This is a genomic window from Streptomyces sp. NPDC021093 (genome assembly GCF_044333135.1).
Lineage (GTDB): Bacteria > Actinomycetota > Actinomycetes > Streptomycetales > Streptomycetaceae > Streptomyces.
Genome location: NZ_JBIRQJ010000006.1, coordinates 213445 through 232549 on the forward strand (window position 1 = coordinate 213445; position 19105 = coordinate 232549).

17 protein-coding genes and 1 pseudogene are annotated in these 19105 nt (G+C 71.2%); 4 read left to right on the forward strand and 14 right to left on the reverse strand.

Translation table 11 applies throughout. The features are described from left to right. Window positions 1-15: 15 nt before the first annotated feature. Window positions 16-792 (reverse strand): TerB family tellurite resistance protein, encoded by a 777-nt coding sequence (locus tag ACH4SP_RS20065; protein WP_398416717.1) that lies wholly within the window; start codon window positions 790-792, stop codon window positions 16-18. 154 nt (window positions 793-946) lie between these two features. Next, complete coding sequence (gene leuA / locus ACH4SP_RS20070) at window positions 947-2707, reverse strand: 2-isopropylmalate synthase (protein ID WP_398416719.1); 1761 nt, start codon at window positions 2705-2707, stop codon at window positions 947-949. Between the two features lie 327 nt (window positions 2708-3034). Between leuA and ACH4SP_RS20075 the strand changes: the two genes are divergently transcribed. The 3 genes from ACH4SP_RS20075 to ACH4SP_RS20085 all read left to right on the forward strand — a co-directional run bounded on the left by ACH4SP_RS20075 (window position 3035) and on the right by ACH4SP_RS20085 (window position 5973). Beyond that, window positions 3035-4111 (forward strand): M4 family metallopeptidase, encoded by a 1077-nt coding sequence (locus ACH4SP_RS20075; RefSeq protein ID WP_398416721.1) that lies wholly within the window; start codon window positions 3035-3037, stop codon window positions 4109-4111. 112 nt (window positions 4112-4223) lie between these two features. After that, the gene (locus tag ACH4SP_RS20080) at window positions 4224-4496 is read left to right on the forward strand and encodes a protealysin inhibitor emfourin (RefSeq protein ID WP_398416723.1); all 273 of its coding nucleotides are present in this window, start codon (window positions 4224-4226) and stop codon (window positions 4494-4496) included. Between the two features lie 94 nt (window positions 4497-4590). After that, entirely contained in the window at window positions 4591-5973 is a 1383-nt protein-coding gene (locus ACH4SP_RS20085; protein WP_398416725.1) for a GH1 family beta-glucosidase, read from the forward strand. 262 nt (window positions 5974-6235) lie between these two features. Here the strand turns inward: ACH4SP_RS20085 and era are convergent, their stop codons facing one another. From era to ACH4SP_RS20110, 5 genes and pseudogenes are all read right to left on the reverse strand, one after another. After that, complete coding sequence (gene era, locus ACH4SP_RS20090) at window positions 6236-7198, reverse strand: GTPase Era (RefSeq protein WP_398416726.1); 963 nt, start codon at window positions 7196-7198, stop codon at window positions 6236-6238. A gap of 94 nt (window positions 7199-7292) precedes the next feature. Then, a pseudogene (locus ACH4SP_RS20095) lies at window positions 7293-7634 on the reverse strand (transglycosylase family protein); the annotation flags it as partial. 308 nt (window positions 7635-7942) lie between these two features. Continuing rightward, on the reverse strand, window positions 7943-8356 hold the full coding sequence (locus tag ACH4SP_RS20100; protein WP_398416728.1) for a cytidine deaminase: 414 nt from the start codon (window positions 8354-8356) through the stop codon (window positions 7943-7945). Between the two features lie 20 nt (window positions 8357-8376). Continuing rightward, window positions 8377-9144: a hypothetical protein gene (locus ACH4SP_RS20105; RefSeq protein ID WP_398416730.1), complete on the reverse strand. Its 768-nt coding sequence runs from the start codon at window positions 9142-9144 to the stop codon at window positions 8377-8379. A 158-nt stretch (window positions 9145-9302) separates the two neighbouring features. Further along, window positions 9303-10163 (reverse strand): helix-turn-helix transcriptional regulator, encoded by an 861-nt coding sequence (locus ACH4SP_RS20110; RefSeq protein WP_398417201.1) that lies wholly within the window; start codon window positions 10161-10163, stop codon window positions 9303-9305. A gap of 189 nt (window positions 10164-10352) precedes the next feature. Between ACH4SP_RS20110 and ACH4SP_RS20115 the strand changes: the two genes are divergently transcribed. Next, complete coding sequence (locus ACH4SP_RS20115; protein ID WP_398416732.1) at window positions 10353-11780, forward strand: MFS transporter; 1428 nt, start codon at window positions 10353-10355, stop codon at window positions 11778-11780. On the opposite strand, the gene ACH4SP_RS20120 is transcribed toward ACH4SP_RS20115, so the two are convergent. From ACH4SP_RS20120 to ACH4SP_RS20150, 7 genes are all read right to left on the reverse strand, one after another. After that, window positions 11761-12117 carry an MmcQ/YjbR family DNA-binding protein gene (locus tag ACH4SP_RS20120; protein WP_398416734.1) on the reverse strand — a complete coding sequence of 119 codons (357 nt, stop codon included), beginning with the start codon at window positions 12115-12117 and terminating at the stop codon, window positions 11761-11763. The two genes, ACH4SP_RS20115 and ACH4SP_RS20120, sit on opposite strands and share 20 nt — an antisense overlap. 145 nt (window positions 12118-12262) lie before the next feature. Further along, window positions 12263-13549 carry a hemolysin family protein gene (locus ACH4SP_RS20125; RefSeq protein WP_398416736.1) on the reverse strand — a complete coding sequence of 429 codons (1287 nt, stop codon included), beginning with the start codon at window positions 13547-13549 and terminating at the stop codon, window positions 12263-12265. Further along, window positions 13546-14043, reverse strand: coding sequence for an rRNA maturation RNase YbeY (gene ybeY / locus ACH4SP_RS20130; RefSeq protein ID WP_398416738.1), 498 nt, complete (start codon window positions 14041-14043; stop codon window positions 13546-13548). The genes ACH4SP_RS20125 and ybeY overlap by 4 nt, the downstream gene beginning before the upstream one ends. A gap of 14 nt (window positions 14044-14057) precedes the next feature. Continuing rightward, window positions 14058-15101: a PhoH family protein gene (locus tag ACH4SP_RS20135; RefSeq protein ID WP_398416741.1), complete on the reverse strand. Its 1044-nt coding sequence runs from the start codon at window positions 15099-15101 to the stop codon at window positions 14058-14060. Between the two features lie 189 nt (window positions 15102-15290). After that, window positions 15291-16343 (reverse strand): carbohydrate kinase family protein, encoded by a 1053-nt coding sequence (locus ACH4SP_RS20140; protein ID WP_398417202.1) that lies wholly within the window; start codon window positions 16341-16343, stop codon window positions 15291-15293. Window positions 16344-16606: 263 nt separating this feature from the next. After that, window positions 16607-18094 carry a M1 family metallopeptidase gene (locus ACH4SP_RS20145; RefSeq protein WP_398416742.1) on the reverse strand — a complete coding sequence of 496 codons (1488 nt, stop codon included), beginning with the start codon at window positions 18092-18094 and terminating at the stop codon, window positions 16607-16609. A gap of 88 nt (window positions 18095-18182) precedes the next feature. Beyond that, window positions 18183-19088, reverse strand: coding sequence for a ribonuclease Z (locus ACH4SP_RS20150; RefSeq protein ID WP_398416744.1), 906 nt, complete (start codon window positions 19086-19088; stop codon window positions 18183-18185). Window positions 19089-19105: the final 17 nt, after the last annotated feature.

A 19105-nucleotide genomic window follows, 5' to 3' on the forward strand; every position in this document is an offset into this window, starting at 1 on the left:
ACTCCCCGGGGAGCATCAGGAAGGCGTCCGCGCCGCCGCCAGCAGCCGTGCCGTGTCGTCCGCGCAGAGCTGGAGCGCCGTCCCCACCGTCACCAGCACCTCCCGCTCGGCCGGGCTGTACGGCCCGTCGGCGAGGGCGATGCGGGCGCCCTGGAGCAGGATCGACTCGCGGCCCGCCGGGGCGAGGTGCGGGGCGAGGGGTTCGAGCGCCTCGTGGAGCTCGATGGCGAGGGTGGCGCTGTACGGGCAGTCCGCCCCCGCAGCTCCCGCCGCGCCTGCCGCATCCGCCGCGGCCGCATCCGCCGCGCCCTCCGGCAGGTACCGCCCCGTGTCGGCGGCCAGCGCCTCGACGAGATGGGTGAGCTGATCCTCCGTACAGTCCTCGAACCCGGCGGAGCGGACCGCCGCGACGGCGGTGCTCGTCACCGTGCGGGAGGACGTACCGCCGGCGGCGAGGACGGCGAGGGCGACCGTGTGGACGGCGTCGCGGAGCATCGCCGAGAAGCGGACCGTGGTGGGGTGGTCGAGGGCGTCCGCCCCGAACTGCCCCTCACAGGACGCGCATTGGACGACCGGGCCGACCGTGCCGCGCGTGGAGAGGGGGATCCCGAGGACGGTGAGGCGCCGACGGCCCGTGCGGTGGGCGTAGTTGCGGTCGCCGCCGCAGCCGGGACAGAAGAACTCGCCGTCGCCCACGGTGGTCCAGGTGGTGCGCACGCCCCACGGGCCGCGCACCACGCCGCCCCACACGCCGCCCCACGGGCTGGACGATCGGCCTCGTACTGGCAGCACCGCGCACCTCCGTCACGCTTCGGCATCTTTGCCGGGGTTGGACGTGATGTTAGCCACATCCGGGAGGCGGCGTCAGCACCCCGGCGAAAGACGGAGGTCCCGTCCACCGGTGCCGGTGGCCGGGACCTCACGGGTCACGGGGGAAACGCTCAGGTCAGCGCGCTGCCCGGTTCACGGCGGAGACAACGGCCTTCAGGGAGGCCCGAGTCGTGTTCGGGTCGATGCCGATGCCCCACAGGACCTTCCCGTCGATGGCGCACTCGATGTACGAGGCGGCCTGTGCGGAGGCGCCCTCGCTCATCGTGTGCTCCTGGTAGTCCAGCAGGCGGGCGTCGACGCCGACCGCGGCCAGCGCTTCGAAGAAGGCGGAGATCGGACCGTTGCCGACACCCGTCAGTACCGTGTCCGTGCCGTCGACGACCGCTTCGACGGTCAGGGTGTCGCGGCCGTCGGTGTCCGTCGTGGTCTGTCCCGAGCGGACCTGGATGCGGCCCCACGGGTTCTCCGCGTTCGGCAGGTACTCGTCCTGGAAGGCTCCCCAGATGGCCTTCGGGGTGACCTCGCCGCCCTCGGCGTCCGTCTTCTGCTGGATGATCTTCGAGAACTCGATCTGCATGCGGCGCGGCAGGTCCAGCTTGTGGTCGTTCTTCAGGACGTACGCGATGCCGCCCTTGCCGGACTGCGAGTTGACCCGGATCACGGCCTCGTAGGAGCGGCCGACGTCCTTCGGGTCGATCGGCAAGTACGGGACCGCCCACTCGATGTCGTCGACGGTCCTGCCCTGCCTGGCCGCGTCCGCCTCCATGGCGTCGAAGCCCTTCTTGATGGCGTCCTGGTGGGAGCCGGAGAAGGCGGTGTAGACCAGGTCGCCCGCGTACGGGTGGCGCGGGTGGACCTCCATCTGGTTGCAGTACTCGCTCGTCCTGCGGATCTCGTCGATCTGCGAGAAGTCGATCTGCGGGTCGACGCCCTGCGAGAAGAGGTTCATGCCCAGGGTGACCAGGTCGACGTTGCCGGTGCGCTCGCCCTGGCCGAACAGGCAGCCCTCGATGCGGTCCGCACCGGCCATGATCGCCAGCTCGGCGGCGGCGACGGCGGTCCCGCGGTCGTTGTGCGGGTGCACCGACAGGCAGACGTGCGCGCGGCGGGTCAGGTTCCGCGACATCCACTCGAACCGGTCCGCGTGCGTGGAGGGCGTCGAACGCTCCACCGTGGCGGGCAGGTTGAGGATGATCTCGCGTCCCTCCTCGGGCCCCCACACGTCGCAGACCGCCTCGCAGACCTCCAGGGCGAAGTCCAGCTCGGTGTCGGTGAAGATCTCCGGGCTGTACTGGTAGCCGAAGATCGTCTCGGGGCCGAGGATCTTCTCCGCGTACTCCATGACCAGCCGGGTGCCGTCCACCGCGATCTGCTTCACCTGCTCCTTCGAGCCGCGGAAGACCACGCGGCGGAAGGTCGGGGCGGTCGCGTTGTACAGGTGCACGGTCGCGCGGTGGGCGCCGCGCAGGGACTCCACCGTGCGCTCGATCAGCTCTTCGCGGGCCTGGGTGAGGACGGAGATCGTCACGTCCTCCGGGACGGCGCCCTCTTCGATGATCGACCGTACGAAGTTGAAGTCGGTCTCGCCCGAGGACGGGAAGCCGACCTCGATCTCCTTGTAGCCCATCCGCACCAGCAGGTCGAACATCTCGCGCTTGCGGGCCGGGCTCATGGGGTCGATCAGGGCCTGGTTGCCGTCCCGCAGGTCGGTGGAGAGCCAGCGCGGAGCCTTGGTGATGCGGGCCTCGGGCCAGGTCCTGTCGGGGATCTCGACGGCGTCGTACCGGCCGTACTTGTGCACCGGCATCCCGGACGGCTGCTGGAAGTGCGAGGCGTTGGTGACCGGCGTGGGGTTGCCGACGGACTGCTGAGTCATTGCGTGGGGCTCCTCGGGCTCTCCTGCAAGGGGGCGGCCGACTTGTCTGCGCAGCACCAGATCCCGCGGGGAGGGGGTCGGCCTACGACTTACAGGCCCTCGCCGCGGCAGCTAAGGAGAAGCAGCCCGAAACTCATGATGCGCCGCAGCCTAACCGAGGGACGGCGGGGGCGCCGGTCCTGTATCAGTATGCAAGACCCGGCAACTGTGTCCGTCTTCCGACGGCTGTCAGTCAAACAGTGATCCTTCACTCGATGCATTGAAATATCGCGTAAATCATGGTCGCAGGTAGTGACAGCGGCATGACCCGGTGCCACATTGCTCGCCATGGAAGCCATCCGCCCCGTCTTCTGCACCATCGTGCCGCCCCACGTCCTCGACAAGCTCGCACGGGCCGAGGACCCCGCGCTCTCCGGACCCGCCCGCCGCACGCTCGAAGCGGACGCCGCGCAGCGCACCCACCGCCGGCTGACCACGGTCATCGGCGCACCGTCGCTCGCCCCCGCACCGGGGGCCGCGGACAACCTGGTCCACCGCACCATCCACGACGCGCAGGGCAGGCGCGACCTGCCGGGCAAGATCGTACGGAAGGAGGGCGACAAGCCCACGAAGGACGCCACCGTGAACCGGGCGTACGCCGGTCTCGGCGCCACCTTCGACCTGCTCCTCAAGGCCTTCGACCGCAACTCCATCGACGGCAACGGCATGCCGCTGCTGGCCACCGTCCACTTCGACAAGAACTACGGGAACGCGTTCTGGGACGGCGAGCAGATGGTCTTCGGCGACGGGGACGGGGAACTCTTCCTCGACTTCACGATCCCCGTCGACGTCATGGGCCACGAGCTGGCGCACGGCGTGACCCAGTACACGGCGAACTTCACGTACTTCGGCCAGCCCGGTGCGCTCAACGAGTCCATGTCGGACGTCATCGGCTCGCTCGTGAAGCAGTACGTCAACGACCAGACGGCCGCCGAGGCCGACTGGCTGATCGGCGCCGGGCTGCTCGCCGACCGCGTCACCGGGGTCGCGCTGCGCTCGATGAAGGCCCCGGGCACGGCGTACGACGACGACGTCCTGGGCAAGGACCCGCAGCCCGCCACGATGGACGACTACGTCACCACCGGCCGCGACAACGGCGGTGTGCACATCAACTCGGGCATCCCCAACCACGCGTTCTACCTGCTCGCCGACGCGCTCGGCGGCAAGGCGTGGGAGCGGGCCGGGCAGATCTGGTACGACACCCTCACCGCGGGGACCCTCACCGTCACGCCGACCTTCGCGGACTTCGCGCAGGCGACGGTGGCGGCGGCGCACCAGCGGTTCGGGGACGGCGAGGAGAAGCAGGCGCTACTCAAGGCCTGGGAGCAGGTCGGCGTGCCCACCCAGCCGAAGGCGAAGCCGTAGACCGTACGGAGACGACAGGGGCGTCCCGGCCACGACCGGCGGGGCGCCCCTGCCGGCGGAGCCCGTCGGCGCCCCCTACCGGCGGAGCCCGCCGCGTACTAGAACGGACCCCATGCTTATTTCGGTAGTCCGCAGCGGAGGTTTCGCCGGCATCGAGCGGCGGGCCGAGGTCGACACGTCGGGCCGGCCCGACGCCCGCGAGTGGCACGCCCTGGCCGCGGCCGCCGTCGCCTCGGGCCGGGGCGTCCGGCTGCCGGGGGCGGCGATCCCCGACGGGTTCAGCTACGAGATCACCGTGGACGGGCAGACCGTGCACTGCGCGGAGCCGCAACTCTCCGACGCGCAGCGGGACTTGATCTCACGGGTGCTGAAGGAAGGCGCGTAGCGAGGCGCGCACCAGGACGCCCGACGAGCCGCTCGACAACACGGGCGGTCACATCCGTTGACAGCGTTACCCAGGGGTACCGACCATCTCCCCCATGACAACGCTGCCGTCCGGCCGCCCGGCCGACCCGTCCGCACCACTGCCCCGCTTTCCGGCCAACTTCCTCTGGGGAGTGTCCACTTCGGCCACCCAGATCGAGGGTGCGGTGCGGGAGGACGGGCGCGGGCCCTCCTCGTGGGACGCCTTCGCCGCCGAGCCGGGCCGGATCAAGGACGGTTCGGACGCGTCCGTCGCCGCCGACCACTACCACCGCTACCCCGAGGACGTGGCCCTGCTCAAGGACCTCGGGGTGGGCGGGTACCGCTTCTCGGTCTCCTGGTCGCGGGTGCTGCCCGAGGGGGCGGGGCCGGTCAACAAGGCGGGCCTCGACTTCTACGACCGGCTCGTCGACGCACTCTGCGAGGCGGGGGTCCGCCCGGTGCCGACCCTCTTCCACTGGGACACACCGCTCGCACTGGAGGAGCGGGGCGGGTGGCTGGAACGGGACATCGCGTACCGGTTCGCGGAGTACGTGGACGTGGTCGCGGAGCGGCTCGGGGACCGCGTCGGCCGCTGGATCACCCTCAACGAACCCGCCGAGCTCACCATGCTGGGCCACGCCCTGGGCGACCACGCGCCGGGCAGGCGGCTGCTGTTCGACGCGGTGCCCGTCGCCCATCACCAGCTCCTCGCGCACGGCCTCGCCGTGGACGTGCTGCGCTCGCGCGGCTCGGGCTCCATCGGCATCGCCAACTCGCACGGCCCGACCTGGGCCGCATCGGACTCCGAGGCGGACCGGGGCGCCGCCGACTTCTACGACCTGCTGCTGAACCAGCTGTTCGCGGACCCGCTGCTGCTGGGGAGGTACCCGGAGGGCATCGCGGAGATGCTGCCGGGCCCGGTCGAGGAGGACCTCCGGCTGATCTCCCAGCCGCTGGACTGGTACGGCGTCAACTACTACCAACCGACCCGGGTGGGCGCCCCCGACCCGGCGGTCTCCGCGCACTTCGCCGGGATACGGATACCGCCCGAGATGCCCTTCTCCCTCCACCCCGTCGAGGGGTACCCGCACACCGCCTTCGACTGGCCGGTGGTGCCGTCGGGCCTGACCGAACTCCTCGTCGCCTTCCGGGACCGGTACGGCGACAGCCTGCCGCCCGTCGTCATCACCGAGAACGGGTGCAGCTACGAGGGCATCGACGACCAGGACCGGATCGCCTACCTGGACGGCCATCTGCGCGCCCTGCACGACGCGATGGAGGCGGGCGTCGACGTCCGCGGGTACTTCGTGTGGTCACTGATGGACAACTGGGAGTGGGCCCAGGGGTACGCGCAGCGCTTCGGCCTGGTCCACGTGGACTTCGCCGACGGCTCCCTGACCCGCACACCGAAGGCTTCGTACGGCTGGCTGCGGGACGCCCTACGGGCGCAGAAGTGAGGTCGCCCTGCGGGGCGGGTGGGTTGTACGTGCAGGTGCGTCGTGGCTGGCCGCGCAGTTCCCCGCGCCCCTGAAAGCCTGCCCTACGGGCAGCTGAAGCCGCCGTCCCCCCTAGCCTCCTTGGGCAGCGGGGCCGCCCCCCGGGGGCGGGACGGGTGGGCAAGGGGGCGGCCCCCACGCGGAGCCCCACCCTCCCGACCACGCGCCCACGCGACGGCACGCCCCTCCGCGACCGCACGCGCTCGCGACCGCCCAACCCGCCTCAGAAGCCCAGCTTGCGCAACTGCTTCGGATCCCTCTGCCAGTCCTTCGCGACCTTCACATGAAGGTCCAGGTACACCGGCGTCCCCAGCAGCGCCTCGATCTGCTTGCGGGACTTCGTCCCGACGTCCTTCAGCCGCTGGCCCTTCGGGCCGATGATGATGCCCTTCTGGCTCGGCCGCTCGATGTAGACGTTCGCGTGGATGTCGAGCAGCGGCCGGTCCGCAGGACGGTCTTCCCGGGGAAGCATTTCCTCGACCACCACCGCGATCGAGTGCGGCAGCTCGTCGCGCACACCCTCCAGCGCCGCCTCGCGGATCAGTTCCGCGACCATGACCATCTCGGGCTCGTCCGTGAGGTCGCCCTCCGGGTACAGCGGCGGGCTCTCCGGGAGCATCGGCGCGATGAGGTCCGCAAGCAGCGACACCTGCTGGTCGCCGACGGCCGACACCGGCACGATCTCCGCCCACGCGATGCCCAGCTCGCGCCCGAGCTCGTCGATCGCGAGGAGCTGCTCGCGCAGCTGCTTCGGCGAGACGAGGTCGGTCTTCGTCACGATGGCGATCTTCGGGGTCTTCTTGATCCCGGCGAGTTCCTTGGCGATGAACTTGTCGCCGGGTCCCAGCTTCTGGTCGGCGGGCAGGCAGAAGCCGATCACGTCGACCTCGGCCCACGTCGTCCGTACGACGTCGTTGAGCCGCTCGCCGAGCAGCGTGCGCGGCTTGTGCAGGCCCGGCGTGTCCACCAGGATCAGCTGCGCGTCCGGCCGGTGCACGATGCCGCGCACCGTGTGCCGGGTGGTCTGGGGGCGGCTGGAGGTGATGGCCACCTTCTGACCGACCAGAGCGTTCGTAAGGGTGGACTTGCCCGCGTTGGGGCGGCCCACGAAGCAGGCGAAGCCGGCCCGGTGGGGGGCGGGGTCGGCTGCGGGGTTTTCGGGAGTACGAGCGCTCATGGGCCCCATTCTCCCCGATGTACGCCGAAGGGCCGACCAGTGGTCGGCCCTTCGATGTCGTACGGGTGCGCAGGCGGCGTGGTTACGCCAGACCGCCCTTGGCGCCGCAGGAGCCCCAGGCGCCCGCGCCCTGGCTCGCCAGGACCTTCTCGGCGACGGCGATCTGCTGGGCCTGGCTCGCCTGGTGGGCGCTCGGCGCGTGCGCGGTGCCGCCGAAGGCCGCCCAGGTCTGCTGGGTGAACTGGAGGCCGCCGTAGTAACCGTTTCCGGTGTTGGTGGCCCAGTTGCCGCCCGACTCGCACGCCGCGACGGCCGACCAGTTCGCACCCGAAGCGGCGGACGCGGAGCCCGCACCCGTCAGGAGCACGGCCGCTGCGGCGCCTGCCGCGACGACGGAACCGGTGATGCGGCGGGCGGCGGTGGTGCGGATCAGGGAGGAGAACACGTAGTGACCTAACGGTGGGGGACGTGGACCGCCGCACGGGAACTTGCGATGTCCCTTGCGGCGTGTCTCCACACTCCCAGCGCGCGCCGCCCCGATCCACGGCCTTTCGGAAGCCTCGCGGGGGCCGGACGTCCCGGCCGCACCGCACCCCTCCCCCTGGCCGGAGGGCCCGGGCCGAAGGTCCCGCCGCGGGCGTCACGCGGGCGGACGGGCCCCGTACGTACGAAACGGGCGGGGGTCGCCCGACCCACCGCCCGTACCGCACGTGTGCTGTGTCACAGGACCCGCGGCTACGCCCCGGCCTGCGGCTACGCCCCGACCCGCGCCTTCACCGCCGCGTCCGGCCCGGCCACCAGTACCGGGGTGCCCGCGCCGCCCAGGTCCCGTACCGCTGCCAGGTCGGCGTCCGCGGCCCCGTCGGCGGCCGTCACGACGGCCGCCGCCTCCAGGGACCGCGCGCCGCTGGCGACGGCCATGGCGACGGCGGTCTGCAGCGCGCTGAGGCTCAGCGAGTCGAGGGCGACGGTCCCGGCGACGTACGTACGCCCGGTCTCGTCGCGCACGGCCGCGCCCTCGGGCACTGCGTTGCGGGCGCGGGTGGAGCGCGCGAGGGTGATGAGCTTCTGGTCCTCGGGGCCGAGGGGGGCGGTGGCGCCCCGGCCGTCCTGAGTGCCCTGGCTGTCCGGGCTGTCCTGGCTGTCCTGGCTGTCCTGGGTGGTCATGCCCCGAGCATAGGAAGCGCTCAGGCCTTCTTGCCCTCGGGGCCCGCCTTGGTGACCTTCTCGACCTTGGCGACGGACTTGGTGAACGCCTCCGCGAAGGCCTGGGTGTCGGCCTTCAGGAAGCTCATCTCCACCGTGGTGGCGATCGCTCCGCCGACGCGCGCGTTGGCGATGTCGTACTGCATGGACGGCATCTCCGGGTCGTCCGAGGTGAGCTTGAGGCGCAGGCCCTGGGAGTCCTGGCCCGCCTTCGGCACGGACAGGTCCTCGTACGCCACGGTGACCTTGTCGCCCTCGAAGTCGCCGGTGAAGCTGCGGCAGCTCGGGGGCAGCGGCGGCTCCTTCATCAGCTTCTTGGCCTCGGCCTCGGTGTAGGCGGTCACCCCGCCGACCAGGATCGGCCCCTCCTGCGACTTGGTGAAGCCCACGACGGCGGAGTTCTGGGGCTTGGGGCCCTTCTCGGAGCCCACCACCGCGTCGAGCAGGAACTGGCACTCGGGCTTGTCGGACTTGCCCATCCCGAACTCGGCGTTGCCCGCGTCGCTCGCCGAGATCTCGTTCTCCTTGCTCCAGCCGGTGGGCATGTCCCGCACCTCCAGGAGGGCGGACTCCACCTGGCGCTGGGTGAGCGGTGCGACGGCCGGCGGCGTCGAGGGCTTCGCTGCGGCGGGCGTCTTCTTCGCCGCGGGCTTCTCCTCCGCCTCCGTGCTGCCTCCGCACGCGGTGGCCAGGAGAACGGACGAGGCGGCCAGACCGACGGCGGCGGCACGGAGGGTACGAGTACGCACGGGAGCTCCCGAAGAGGATGTTCGATTTACTCCCGGGAATCTAAACGGAAGGTAAAAGAAACACCAAATCCGGACAGGATGTCCCGGAAGGGGGCGACCCGGCCCCCACCGGAGGCATCGGCTCAGCCCGCCACCGTGTCCCCACCGGAGGCATCGGCTCAGCCCGCCACCGTATACATCGCCTCGCGCCGCCCCTCCGGCGTCGACAGCCACTCCATCTTCTTTGCCGTCCCCGTGTCCGGACGCGGCGTGTGCAGCACGATCACCAGGTCGGGGCGGGCCGGTACGCGCAGCTGGGTGGTTTCCACGTGCAACTGACCGACCACCGGATGCGTCAGGGTCTTGACCAGCTGCCCGCCCGGCGCGATGTCCCTGCGCTCCCAGAACCCGCCGAATTCCGGGCTGAGTTGCCTCGCCCGCTCGATGACGTCCCGGAAGCCGTCGTCGTCCGGCCGCTCCGAGCACGCCGACCTGAACTGGGCCACCACCTGGCCCGCGAGCTCCTCCCAGCCCTTCGTCCTGGCCCGGTACACGGGGTCGGTGAAGAAGGCGATCAGACAGTTCTGGACGAGCCCCGGCCGCATTCCGAGGACCATCGCGGCGGCGTCGTTGTACTGGATCGTGTTCCAGTACGCGTCCATGATGTGCGCCGGGTACGGCATCCACGCGTCGATGAGCCGCCGCAGCCCGCCGCACATGTCCGTGGTGCCCGGATCGACCTCGGGGGCGGGCGGGTTGAGCCCGGCGAGCACGTACAGATGACGGCGTTCGGAGCTGCTCAGCCGCAGCACCCGCCCCACCGAGTCGAGCACCTGCGGCGACACCGTGATGTCCCGCCCCTGCTCCAGCCACTGGTACCAGCTGACGCCGACCCCCGCGAGCACCGCGACCTCCTCGCGGCGCAGGCCCGGGGTGCGGCGCCGGGCGCCGCCGTCGGGAAGTCCCGCCTGAGTGGGGGTGATCCGGGCCCGACGGCTCATCAGGAACTCGCGCAGCTCGCTGAGCCGGTGCTCCTTCATGCTCGTGTGTCTGCCGCCACCCGTGCTCACGTGTCTGCCGCCGCCCGTACTCACGTGTCTGCCGCCGCCCGTGCTGTGTGCTGCCGTCGTCATGCCGTGTCTCCCCCTGATTCCGGCTGCCTGGTGGTGGCGCCAACAGGATAAGTTCCCGCTCCCCACGGGCATTCCGGGAAACGGAAGCTGTGGCACATGGCACTCGACACACCCCCCGCTCCCGCCCCTCCCCAGGCGCACCCCACCGCTCCCGCCCGGCTGACCGGCCGCGCCGCCCTCGTCCTGTTCGTGCTGGCCGCCGCGCAGTTCATGGTGGCGCTCGACTTCTCCGTACTGAACGTGGCGCTGCCCGCCCTCGGCGCCGACCTCGGCATGAGCCAGTCCGCACTCCAGTGGGCGGTCACCGCCTTCGCGCTCCCGTCCGGCGGTTTCCTGCTGCTCTTCGGCCGCATGGGCGACCTGTTCGGCCGCCGCAAGCTGTTCCTGGCCGGGCTCGCCCTGTTCGGCACGGCGTCCCTGCTCGCCACCTTCGCCTGGGACCCGACGTCCTTCCTGGCCGGGCGTGCCCTCCAGGGCATCGGCGCCGCCGCGATCGTCCCCACCGGAATGTCGCTCCTCACCACCACCTTCCCCGAGGGCCCGCAGCGCGACCGTGCGCTGGGCATCAGCGGCACGCTGCTCTCGCTGGGCTTCACCGTCGGCATGGTCCTCGGCGGCGTCCTCACCGACGCCCTCGGCTGGCGCTCCACCATGGGGCTGCTCGCGCTGTTCACCCTGATCGTGCTGCCGCTCGCCCCCGGCATCCTGACCGAGTCCCGCAACCCGGAGCGCCCGCGCCTGGACATCCCCGGTGCGATCACCGTCACCGGTGGTCTGCTCTCCCTGATCTACGCCCTGTCCACGGCCGCCGAGCGCGGCTTCGGCGGCACGGACGTGATCGTCACCCTCGTCGCGGGTCTCGCGCTCCTCACCGCCTTCGTCCTCATAGAGGCGAAGGCGAAGGCCCCGCTCGTCTCGCTCCCCATGCTGCGCCGCCCGTCGGTCGCCTGGGGGAACCTGGGCGGTCTGATCACCTTCGCGACGATGACCACCGTCGTCTTCGTCCTGACCCTGTACCTCCAGGAGATCCTGCACCTGTCGGCCTCGCAGACCGGCCTGGTCTTCGGTGTGCAGGGCGTGCTGTCGGTCGTCGCGGGCACCCTCACCCCGAAGGTCGTCGGCCGTGTCGGCGCCCGCCGCACCCTGGTGGTGTCCCTGCTCCTCCAGGGCCTGCTGATGGCGGCGCTGGTGACCGTCGGCGAGGAGTCCGGGGCCCTGCTCGTGACGGTCCTCGTCTCCCTGGCGAGCATGGCGCACCTGGGCGCGATCGTCTCGTACGGCCTGACGGTGACCTCCGGGGTCCCCGACTCGGAACAGGGCCTGGCGACCGGCCTGGTCACCACCACCCAGCAGGTGGCCATGACGATCGGCATCCCGCTGCTCGGTGTCCTAGCCACCACTCAGGGCGACCTCTTCACCGGCGTGCGCCTGGTCCTCGGCCTCGCCGGCGGACTGGCCGTGCTCACCGCCCTGCTGGCCGCGTACGGGCTGCGCGGACGCGCGGTCAGGGGCGGTCGAGCCTGAGCCGGACCGCCCTCGGCATCCCGGCCACCACCAGGTCGTACGAGTCCTCGACCAGCTCGCGCAGGAGCCGGTCGGGGACCGTTCCGTCGAGGGTGACGGTGTTCCAGTGCCGCTTGTTCATGTGCCACCCGGGCACGATCGCGGGGTACTGGGCCCGCAGCCGGAGCGCGTTCTCCGGGTCGCACTTCAGATTCACGGTGAGCGGTGAGGAATCGAGGGCGCTGAGCGCGAACACCTTGCCCAGCACCTTGAAGACGGAAGTCTCCGGCGTAAAGGGAAACTCCTCGACGGCTTCATTGAATTCGAGGCAGAAGGCACGGAGCTGGGCGGGGGTCATGAGGGCCAGTATGCCCGGACCCTCAAGCGCCGGACAGGCTGAGATTCTCAGCCCGTCCGGCGCTTGAGGACGCGCGGCGCAGCCGGGCACGGGGCGCAGCCCCGAACATCAGCCCCCACCGGCCCGCGCGCAGAAGACCCGCCCCCTACTCCACACCCTCCGACACCACCGGCTCGGCGAGCACCGTCACGATCTTGTTCCGCCGCCCCGCCGGCGACTCCGCCGTCAGCCGCAGCCGCCGCCCGTCCGGCAGGTCGACCATCGCCGACGCCCCGGCGATCGGCACCCGGCCGAGGGCCTTCGCCAGCAGCCCGCCCACCGTTTCCACGTCCTCGTCGTCGAACTCGTCGAGCCCGTACAGCTCCCCGAGGTCGTCGATGTCCAGCCTCGCCGTCACCCGGAAGCGCCCGTCCCCGAGCTCCTCGACCTGGGCGACCTCGCGGTCGTACTCGTCGGTGATCTCCCCGACGATCTCTTCGAGGATGTCCTCGATCGTCACGATCCCGGCCGTGCCGCCGTACTCGTCGATCACCACCGCCACGTGGTTGCGCTCCTGCTGCATCTCGCGCAGCAGATCACCGGCGTTCTTCGTGTCGGGCACGAAGACCGCCGGCCGCATCGCGGTGGAGACGAGATCCGACTCCGAGTCCCGGTTCACGTGCGTCTTGCGCACCAGGTCCTTCAGATAGACGACGCCCACCACGTCGTCCTCGTTCTCCCCGGTCACGGGGATCCGCGAGAACCCGGACCGCAGCGCCAGCGTCAGCGCCTGCCGGACCGTCTTGAAGCGCTCGATGGAGACCAGGTCCGTCCTCGGCACCATCACTTCCCGCACCAGGGTGTCGCCCAGCTCGAAGACCGAGTGGACCATGCGCCGCTCGTCGTCCTCGATGAGCGACTCCTGCTCCGCGAGGTCGACCATGGCGCGCAGTTCCGCCTCGCTCGCGAAGGGGCCCTTGCGGAAACCCTTTCCGGGCGTCAGTGCGTTGCCGATCAGGATGAGCAACTGCGGAATCGGCCCCATGATCCGGGCCAGCGGCAGCAGCACGTACGCCGAGGCCGTGGCCGTGCTCAACGGGTGCTGCCGCCCGATCGTGCGCGGCGAAACCCCCACCGCGACGTACGAGACGAGCACCATCACCGCGATGGCGACGAGCAGCGCCTGCCAGGTCTCGTCGAAGACTTCGAGGAAGCCGTACGTCACCAGGACGCCGGCCGCCATCTCGCAGGCGACGCGCGCCAGCAGAGCGACGTTCAGGTACCGCGTCGGATCGGCGGCCACCTGCGCGAGCTTCGCGCTGCCGCGCCTGCCCGCCCGTACCGCCTCCGCGGCCCGGAAGCTCGTGACGCGGGCCAGGCCGGCCTCCGCGCACGCGGCCAGCCAGGCCACGACGACCAGGGCGACGGCACCGACGATCAGTTGCGGACTCATGAGACGGTCGGCGCCGGGGAGGGTCCTGTGAGGCCCTTCTCCGCCCGCCAGCCGTCGACGATGGCCGCCTGCAGGCCGAACATCTCTGCCTTCTCGTCGGGCTCCTCGTGGTCGTACCCGAGGAGGTGCAGCACGCCGTGCACGGTGAGGAGCTGGAGCTCCTCGTCCATGGTGTGCTCGGTGTCGGCGTCCTTGCCCTGCTGCTCGGCGACCTCCGGGCAGAGCACGATGTCACCGAGGAGCCCCTGCGGGGGCTCCTCGTCGTCCTTCGTCGGCGGACGCAGCTCGTCCATCGGGAAGGACATGACATCGGTCGGGCCGGGGAGGTCCATCCACTGGATGTGCAGCTGCTCCATGGCGTCGGCGTCCACGACGATCACCGAGAGCTCGGAGAGCGGGTGGATGCGCATCCGCGTGAGGGCGTAGCGGGCGATGTCGAGGATCGCCCGCTCGTCGACCTCGGTTCCGGACTCGTTGTTGACGTCGATCGACATGGTGCGCTTCTGCTCTACTTCCCGGTTCGGCCGCCCTGTCCCTTCTGGGCCTCGGTGCGGCTGTCGTACTGCTCGTACGCGTCGACGATACGGCCGACGAGCTTGTGCCGTACGACATCCTCCGACGTGAGCCGCGAGAAGTGGATGTCCGGGACGTCCTTGAGGATGTCCTGGACCTGGCGCAGACCGCTCTTCGTGCCGTTCGGCAGGTCGACCTGGGTGACGTCGCCGGTGATGACGATCTTTGAGTCGAAGCCGAGGCGGGTGAGGAACATCTTCATCTGCTCGGTGCTGGTGTTCTGCGCCTCGTCGAGGACGACGAACGCGGAGTTCAGCGTGCGGCCGCGCATGTACGCCAGGGGGGCCACCTCGATCGTCCCGGCCGCCATCAGGCGGGGGATGGTCTCGGGGTCCATCATGTCGTGCAGCGCGTCGTAGAGCGGGCGCAGATACGGGTCGATCTTGTCGAAGAGCGTGCCGGGCAGGAAGCCCAGGCGCTCGCCTGCCTCGACGGCGGGGCGGGTCAGGATGATCCGGTCGACCTGCTTGGACTGGAGCGCCTGGACCGCCTTCGCCATGGCGAGGTAGGTCTTGCCCGTGCCCGCGGGGCCGATGCCGAAGACGACGGTGTTCTTGTCGATGGCGTCGACGTACCGCTTCTGGTTGAGCGTCTTGGGGCGGATGGTGCGGCCGCGGTTGGAGAGGATGTTCTGGGTGAGCACCTCGGCGGGGGTCTCGGCCACCGCTCCGCCGCCCGCGCCGTTGCCGTTCGCCCTGAGCATGGCGATCGAGCGTTCCACTGCGTCCTCCGTCATCGGCTGTCCGGTGCGGAGCACCAGCATCATCTGGTCGAACAGCCGCTGGATCAGGGCGACTTCCGCCGGTTCCCCCGTAGCGCTGATCTCATTGCCCCGGACGTGGATGTCGGCCGCCGGGAAGGCCTCTTCGATCACGCGCAGCAGGGCGTCGCCTGATCCGAGCACCATCACCATGGGGTGAGTGGCAGGGATCTTGAACTCGGCACGGGCCTGCGGCTGCTGTGTGGGTGTCTGAGTCATGGGCCGGCACTGTGGCCTGCACATACCTCCCGTTGCAGGGTTCTCGCTGCTCGACAACCTCTGGAATCCCAAGCGTACGACTCGCCGCTGACAACACCGAGGGGTTTTACCCCCGGGGTTTTACCTCCGGGGTTGATCCTTCGAAGTCGTGCCTTCGAAGGCATGTCTTCGGCACTGTGCCTTCGTGCGTCACGCACGGAAACCGATCGTCGGTACGGCCCTGCGCAGCGGCCACGGCCGTGCGTCCGCCGGGAGGAGGTCCTCCAGGAACGCGTACCGGCGCAGCGCCTCCCGGTCCTGGGCGTCGTGCCCCTGCACCTGCTGCCACCACGCGCCGATCTCCGACCAGCCGGGCGCGGACAGCGAGCCGCCGAACTCCTGCACGGAGAGGGCCGCGGTCAGTCCCGCGAAGGCGAGCCGGTCGGCGAGCGGCCAGTCCGCGAGGGTGCCGGTGACGAACCCGGCAACGAAGACGTCCCCGGCGCCGGTCGGGTCCAGCGCCTCGACGGCGATGGCGGGCACCTCCGCGGTCTCGCCGGTCGAGCCGTCCACCGCGTACGCGCCCTCCGCACCCAGGGTGACGACCGCGAGCGGCACCTTCTCGGCGAGCTTGCGGGCGGCTCTGCGGGGGCAGTCGGTGCGGGTGTAGCGCATGGCCTCCTCGGCGTTCGGGAGGAAGGCCTCGCAGTGCTCCAGGTCGGCGAGCCCGGCCAGGTCCCAGCGGCCGGTGTCGTCCCAGCCGACGTCGGCGAAGATTTTGGCGCCGCAGCGGGCGGCGGACGCGGTCCACTCCTCGCGGCGGCCCGGGGCGAGGGACGCGATGGCGGCGCGCGCGCGAGGCGGGCAGGACGGGAAGGGTGCGGAACCGCCCGGCGGGGGCGCCTCGTGGCCGTGCGACACCATGGTGCGCTCGCCCTCGTACGCCATGGAGACGGTCACCGGGGAGTGCCAGCCGGCGACCGTACGGGACATGCCGAGGTCGATGCCCTCGCCGTCGGCGAGGGCGTCCCAGCAGTACTCGCCGTAGTGGTCGTCGCCGAAGGCCGCGGCGAGGGAGGTGCGCAGTCCGAGGCGGGCGAGGGCGGTGGCCATGTTGGCGACGCCGCCGGGGCTGGAGCCCATGCCGCGGGCCCAGGTCTCGGTGCCTCTGACGGGGGCTCTGTCGAGGCCGGTGAAGATGATGTCCAGGAACACCGTGCCGGTGAGGAACACGTCGCACGCGGGGCCGTCGGGGGCACGCAGGCCGTCGAGGGGGTCGACCCTGCGGACCGGGTCGTGGCCGTGGTGGTCGGCGTAGCGGTCGCCGAAGTGCTGGTGCGTGCTCACTGTTCGCTCCCCGTCGTGCGGTGCGTGTGCTGCCGTTTTGCGGCCAGTGTGCACGATCGACGGGGCCGGACGGCGCTCTGTGAACGGGGTGTGACGTGTGGCTGCGGAGTGGATCCGGTGCCCGCCGGTTCAGTGGATCCGATGCCCGCCGGTTCAGTGGATCCGGTGCCCGGCCGGGTTCAGTGGATCCGGTGCTCGGTCCAGAAGGGCGTGAGGTCCTTCTCCGTCGCCGCCTGCGCGGCCCGCTTGAAGGCGGCGGTGGTGGAGACGCCCAGCCAGTGGTCGCGCACGTAACCGCGCAGCATGGTGGCCATGGCGGGGCTGCCCAGGGTGCGCTCCAGGTCGTGCAGGGCGCAGGCGCCGCGCGAGTAGGCGACCCACGAGAACTCGGACCTGCGGCCGTCCGCGAAGTAGCCCATGGAGCGGGTCAGGGCTGCGGTGTCGCTGGGCCAGTCGTCGTCGGCCCAGCAGGTGGTCGTGGGCTGGCGCCAGTAGAGCTGGGCCGCGTACTGCGCGAAGGACTCGTCGAGCCAGGGCGCGGCGTACTGGTCGTTGCCGACGATGCCGTACCACCACTGGTGGGCGATCTCGTGCACGGCCCCGGACCCCTCCGGCTCGGTCCACAGCAGTACGAGGCCGGGGAACTCCATGCTGCCGAAGTCGTCGAGGCGGTCGCTCATGACTAGGTCGAGCTCGCCGTACGGGTAGCGGCCGAAGCGCTCGCCGAACTCGTCGACCGAGCCGGCTGCGTCCTTCAGGGCGCCCTCGACCCCCTCGGTCGTGGCGGTCCAGAAGGCGTTCAGCCGGATCCCGCCGGGCGTGGTCACCGATTTCGTACGGAAAGGTCCCGCCGCCCACGCGAAGTCCCGCACCCCGTGTGCCGTGCTCGTGGTGACGGTCCGGCCGGGAGCGCCCGCGCGCCGGACGGTGGTGCCCGTCGCGGGGACCCCCAGGGCGCTCGGGTGGTCGAGGACGACCCGGAAGTCCCCGGCGAGGGTGTAGAAGCTCTCGCCGAAGCCGACGTCGGGGTCGAGGTGACGGCCCCTCGCGTCCCGCACGGACAGCAGCGGCAGCGCGTTCCCGAGGTAGCGGTGCGCACCGTCGCGCCCGAAGCGGTGGACGCGGTCGGGCACGGCGATCGAGACGTCGAAAGAGACGCTCGTACGGGCCTGGTGGGGCAGCGGCCTCGGCAGGTCGATGCGCAGGGCGGTGCAGTTGACGGCGAGCGGCTGCGGGGTTCCGCCCACGACCCGGCCCACCCGGACCGGCGATGCCTTGCCCGGAGTGCCGCATCCGGCGTCGGGGTGGCCGTTGCCCCACAGGCGTACGTCGACGGAGCGCAGCGGGGTGCGGGAGGCGTTGCGGAAGGAGACCGTCTGGCGGCCCGTCCACTGCGAACCGTCGGCGTCGCTGCGCAGGCGTACGTCGTAGGAGGGCCGGTCGGGGGTCGCGGCGGCCCCTGCCGGTGCCGCCTGTGCCCCTGCCGGTGCCGCCGGTGCCGGGGCCTGAGCCGCCCGCACCGGTGCAGGCGCCGGTGCAGCTGCAGGCACAGGCGCCGGTGCCGCCGCAGGCGCCGGTGCCTGTGCTCCGGCGGACTGCGCCAACAGCAGCACCAGGGCGGCCGACACCGAGCACAGCAGCGCGCTCCCACGTCTCATCGACATCATGACGAGCACGGTAGAACAGCGGTTCGCCCGGACGGGCAAGTTCCGCGCGGACGGCGGCAGTTGCCGGCCCGGCGGGCCCTCGCGGGTCTCACACCCGCTTGGGCACCGGCACCCGCATCAGGTCGGCGGCGACGGTCAGTTCGCCCTCGAAGCCGGCCGCGCGGGCCTGGCGCTCGAACTCCTCGGGGTCGCTGTAGCGCTGCGAGAAGTGCGTCAGGACCAGGTGCCGTACGCCCGCCTCCTGCGCCGCCCGGGCGGCCTGTCCTGCGGTGAGGTGGCCGTGGTCGGTGGCGAGGCGGACGTCCTCGTCGAGGAACGTGGACTCGATGACGAGCATGTCGCAGCCCTCGGCGAGCGCGTGCACGCCGTCGCACAGGCGGGTGTCCATGACGAAGGCGAAGCGCTGTCCGCGGCGTTCCTCGCTCACCTCTTCGAGGTCGACGCCGTGCAGCGTCCCCTCCCGCTGGAGACGGCCGACGTCCGGGCCCTGGATGCCGTGCGCGGCGAGCTTCTCGGGCAGCATGCGGCGGCTGTCGGGCTCGACCAGGCGGTAGCCGTAACTCTCCACCGGGTGCGACAGCTTGTGGGTGTGCAGGGTGTACGCCGGAGTGGCGGCCAGGACGCCGTCGGCGGACGCCGGGACCTGCGCGATGTCGACCGTCTCGCGGTAGGCGGTGGAGTACCGCAGCCGCTCGAAGAAGTGCTGCCCGCTCGCCGGGTAGTGCGCGGTGACGGGGTGCGGGACCTGGTCGAGGTTGATGCGCTGGACGACACCGGCGAGGCCCAGGGAGTGGTCGCCGTGGAAGTGCGTGACGCAGATCCGGTTGATGTCGTGCGCGGCGACCCCGGCGCGCAGCATCTGGCGCTGGGTGCCCTCGCCGGGGTCGAAGAGGATGCCCTCGGCGTCCCAGCGCAGGAGGTAGCCGTTGTGGTTGCGGCGGCGGGTGGGTACCTGGCTGGCGGTGCCGAGGACGACCAGTTCGCGTGCGGACACGGTGCTCTCTTCCGAAA

Bases quoted from the DNA above. Each gene is read 5' to 3' on its own strand.
- ACH4SP_RS20115 (WP_398416732.1), top strand. From the start codon at position 10,353: ATGGCACTCGACACACCCCCCGCTCCCGCCCCTCCCCAGGCGCACCCC.
- ACH4SP_RS20135 (WP_398416741.1), bottom strand. From the start codon at position 15,101: ATGACTCAGACACCCACACAGCAGCCGCAGGCCCGTGCCGAGTTCAAG.
- era (WP_398416726.1), bottom strand. From the start codon at position 7,198: ATGGGGCCCATGAGCGCTCGTACTCCCGAAAACCCCGCAGCCGACCCC.
- ybeY (WP_398416738.1), bottom strand. From the start codon at position 14,043: ATGTCGATCGACGTCAACAACGAGTCCGGAACCGAGGTCGACGAGCGG.
- ACH4SP_RS20125 (WP_398416736.1), bottom strand. From the start codon at position 13,549: ATGAGTCCGCAACTGATCGTCGGTGCCGTCGCCCTGGTCGTCGTGGCC.
- ACH4SP_RS20145 (WP_398416742.1), bottom strand. From the start codon at position 18,094: ATGATGTCGATGAGACGTGGGAGCGCGCTGCTGTGCTCGGTGTCGGCC.
- ACH4SP_RS20100 (WP_398416728.1), bottom strand. From the start codon at position 8,356: ATGACCACCCAGGACAGCCAGGACAGCCAGGACAGCCCGGACAGCCAG.
- ACH4SP_RS20075 (WP_398416721.1), top strand. From the start codon at position 3,035: ATGGAAGCCATCCGCCCCGTCTTCTGCACCATCGTGCCGCCCCACGTC.
- leuA (WP_398416719.1), bottom strand. From the start codon at position 2,707: ATGACTCAGCAGTCCGTCGGCAACCCCACGCCGGTCACCAACGCCTCG.
- ACH4SP_RS20085 (WP_398416725.1), top strand. From the start codon at position 4,591: ATGACAACGCTGCCGTCCGGCCGCCCGGCCGACCCGTCCGCACCACTG.
- ACH4SP_RS20080 (WP_398416723.1), top strand. From the start codon at position 4,224: ATGCTTATTTCGGTAGTCCGCAGCGGAGGTTTCGCCGGCATCGAGCGG.
- ACH4SP_RS20110 (WP_398417201.1), bottom strand. From the start codon at position 10,163: ATGAAGGAGCACCGGCTCAGCGAGCTGCGCGAGTTCCTGATGAGCCGT.
- ACH4SP_RS20120 (WP_398416734.1), bottom strand. From the start codon at position 12,117: ATGACCCCCGCCCAGCTCCGTGCCTTCTGCCTCGAATTCAATGAAGCC.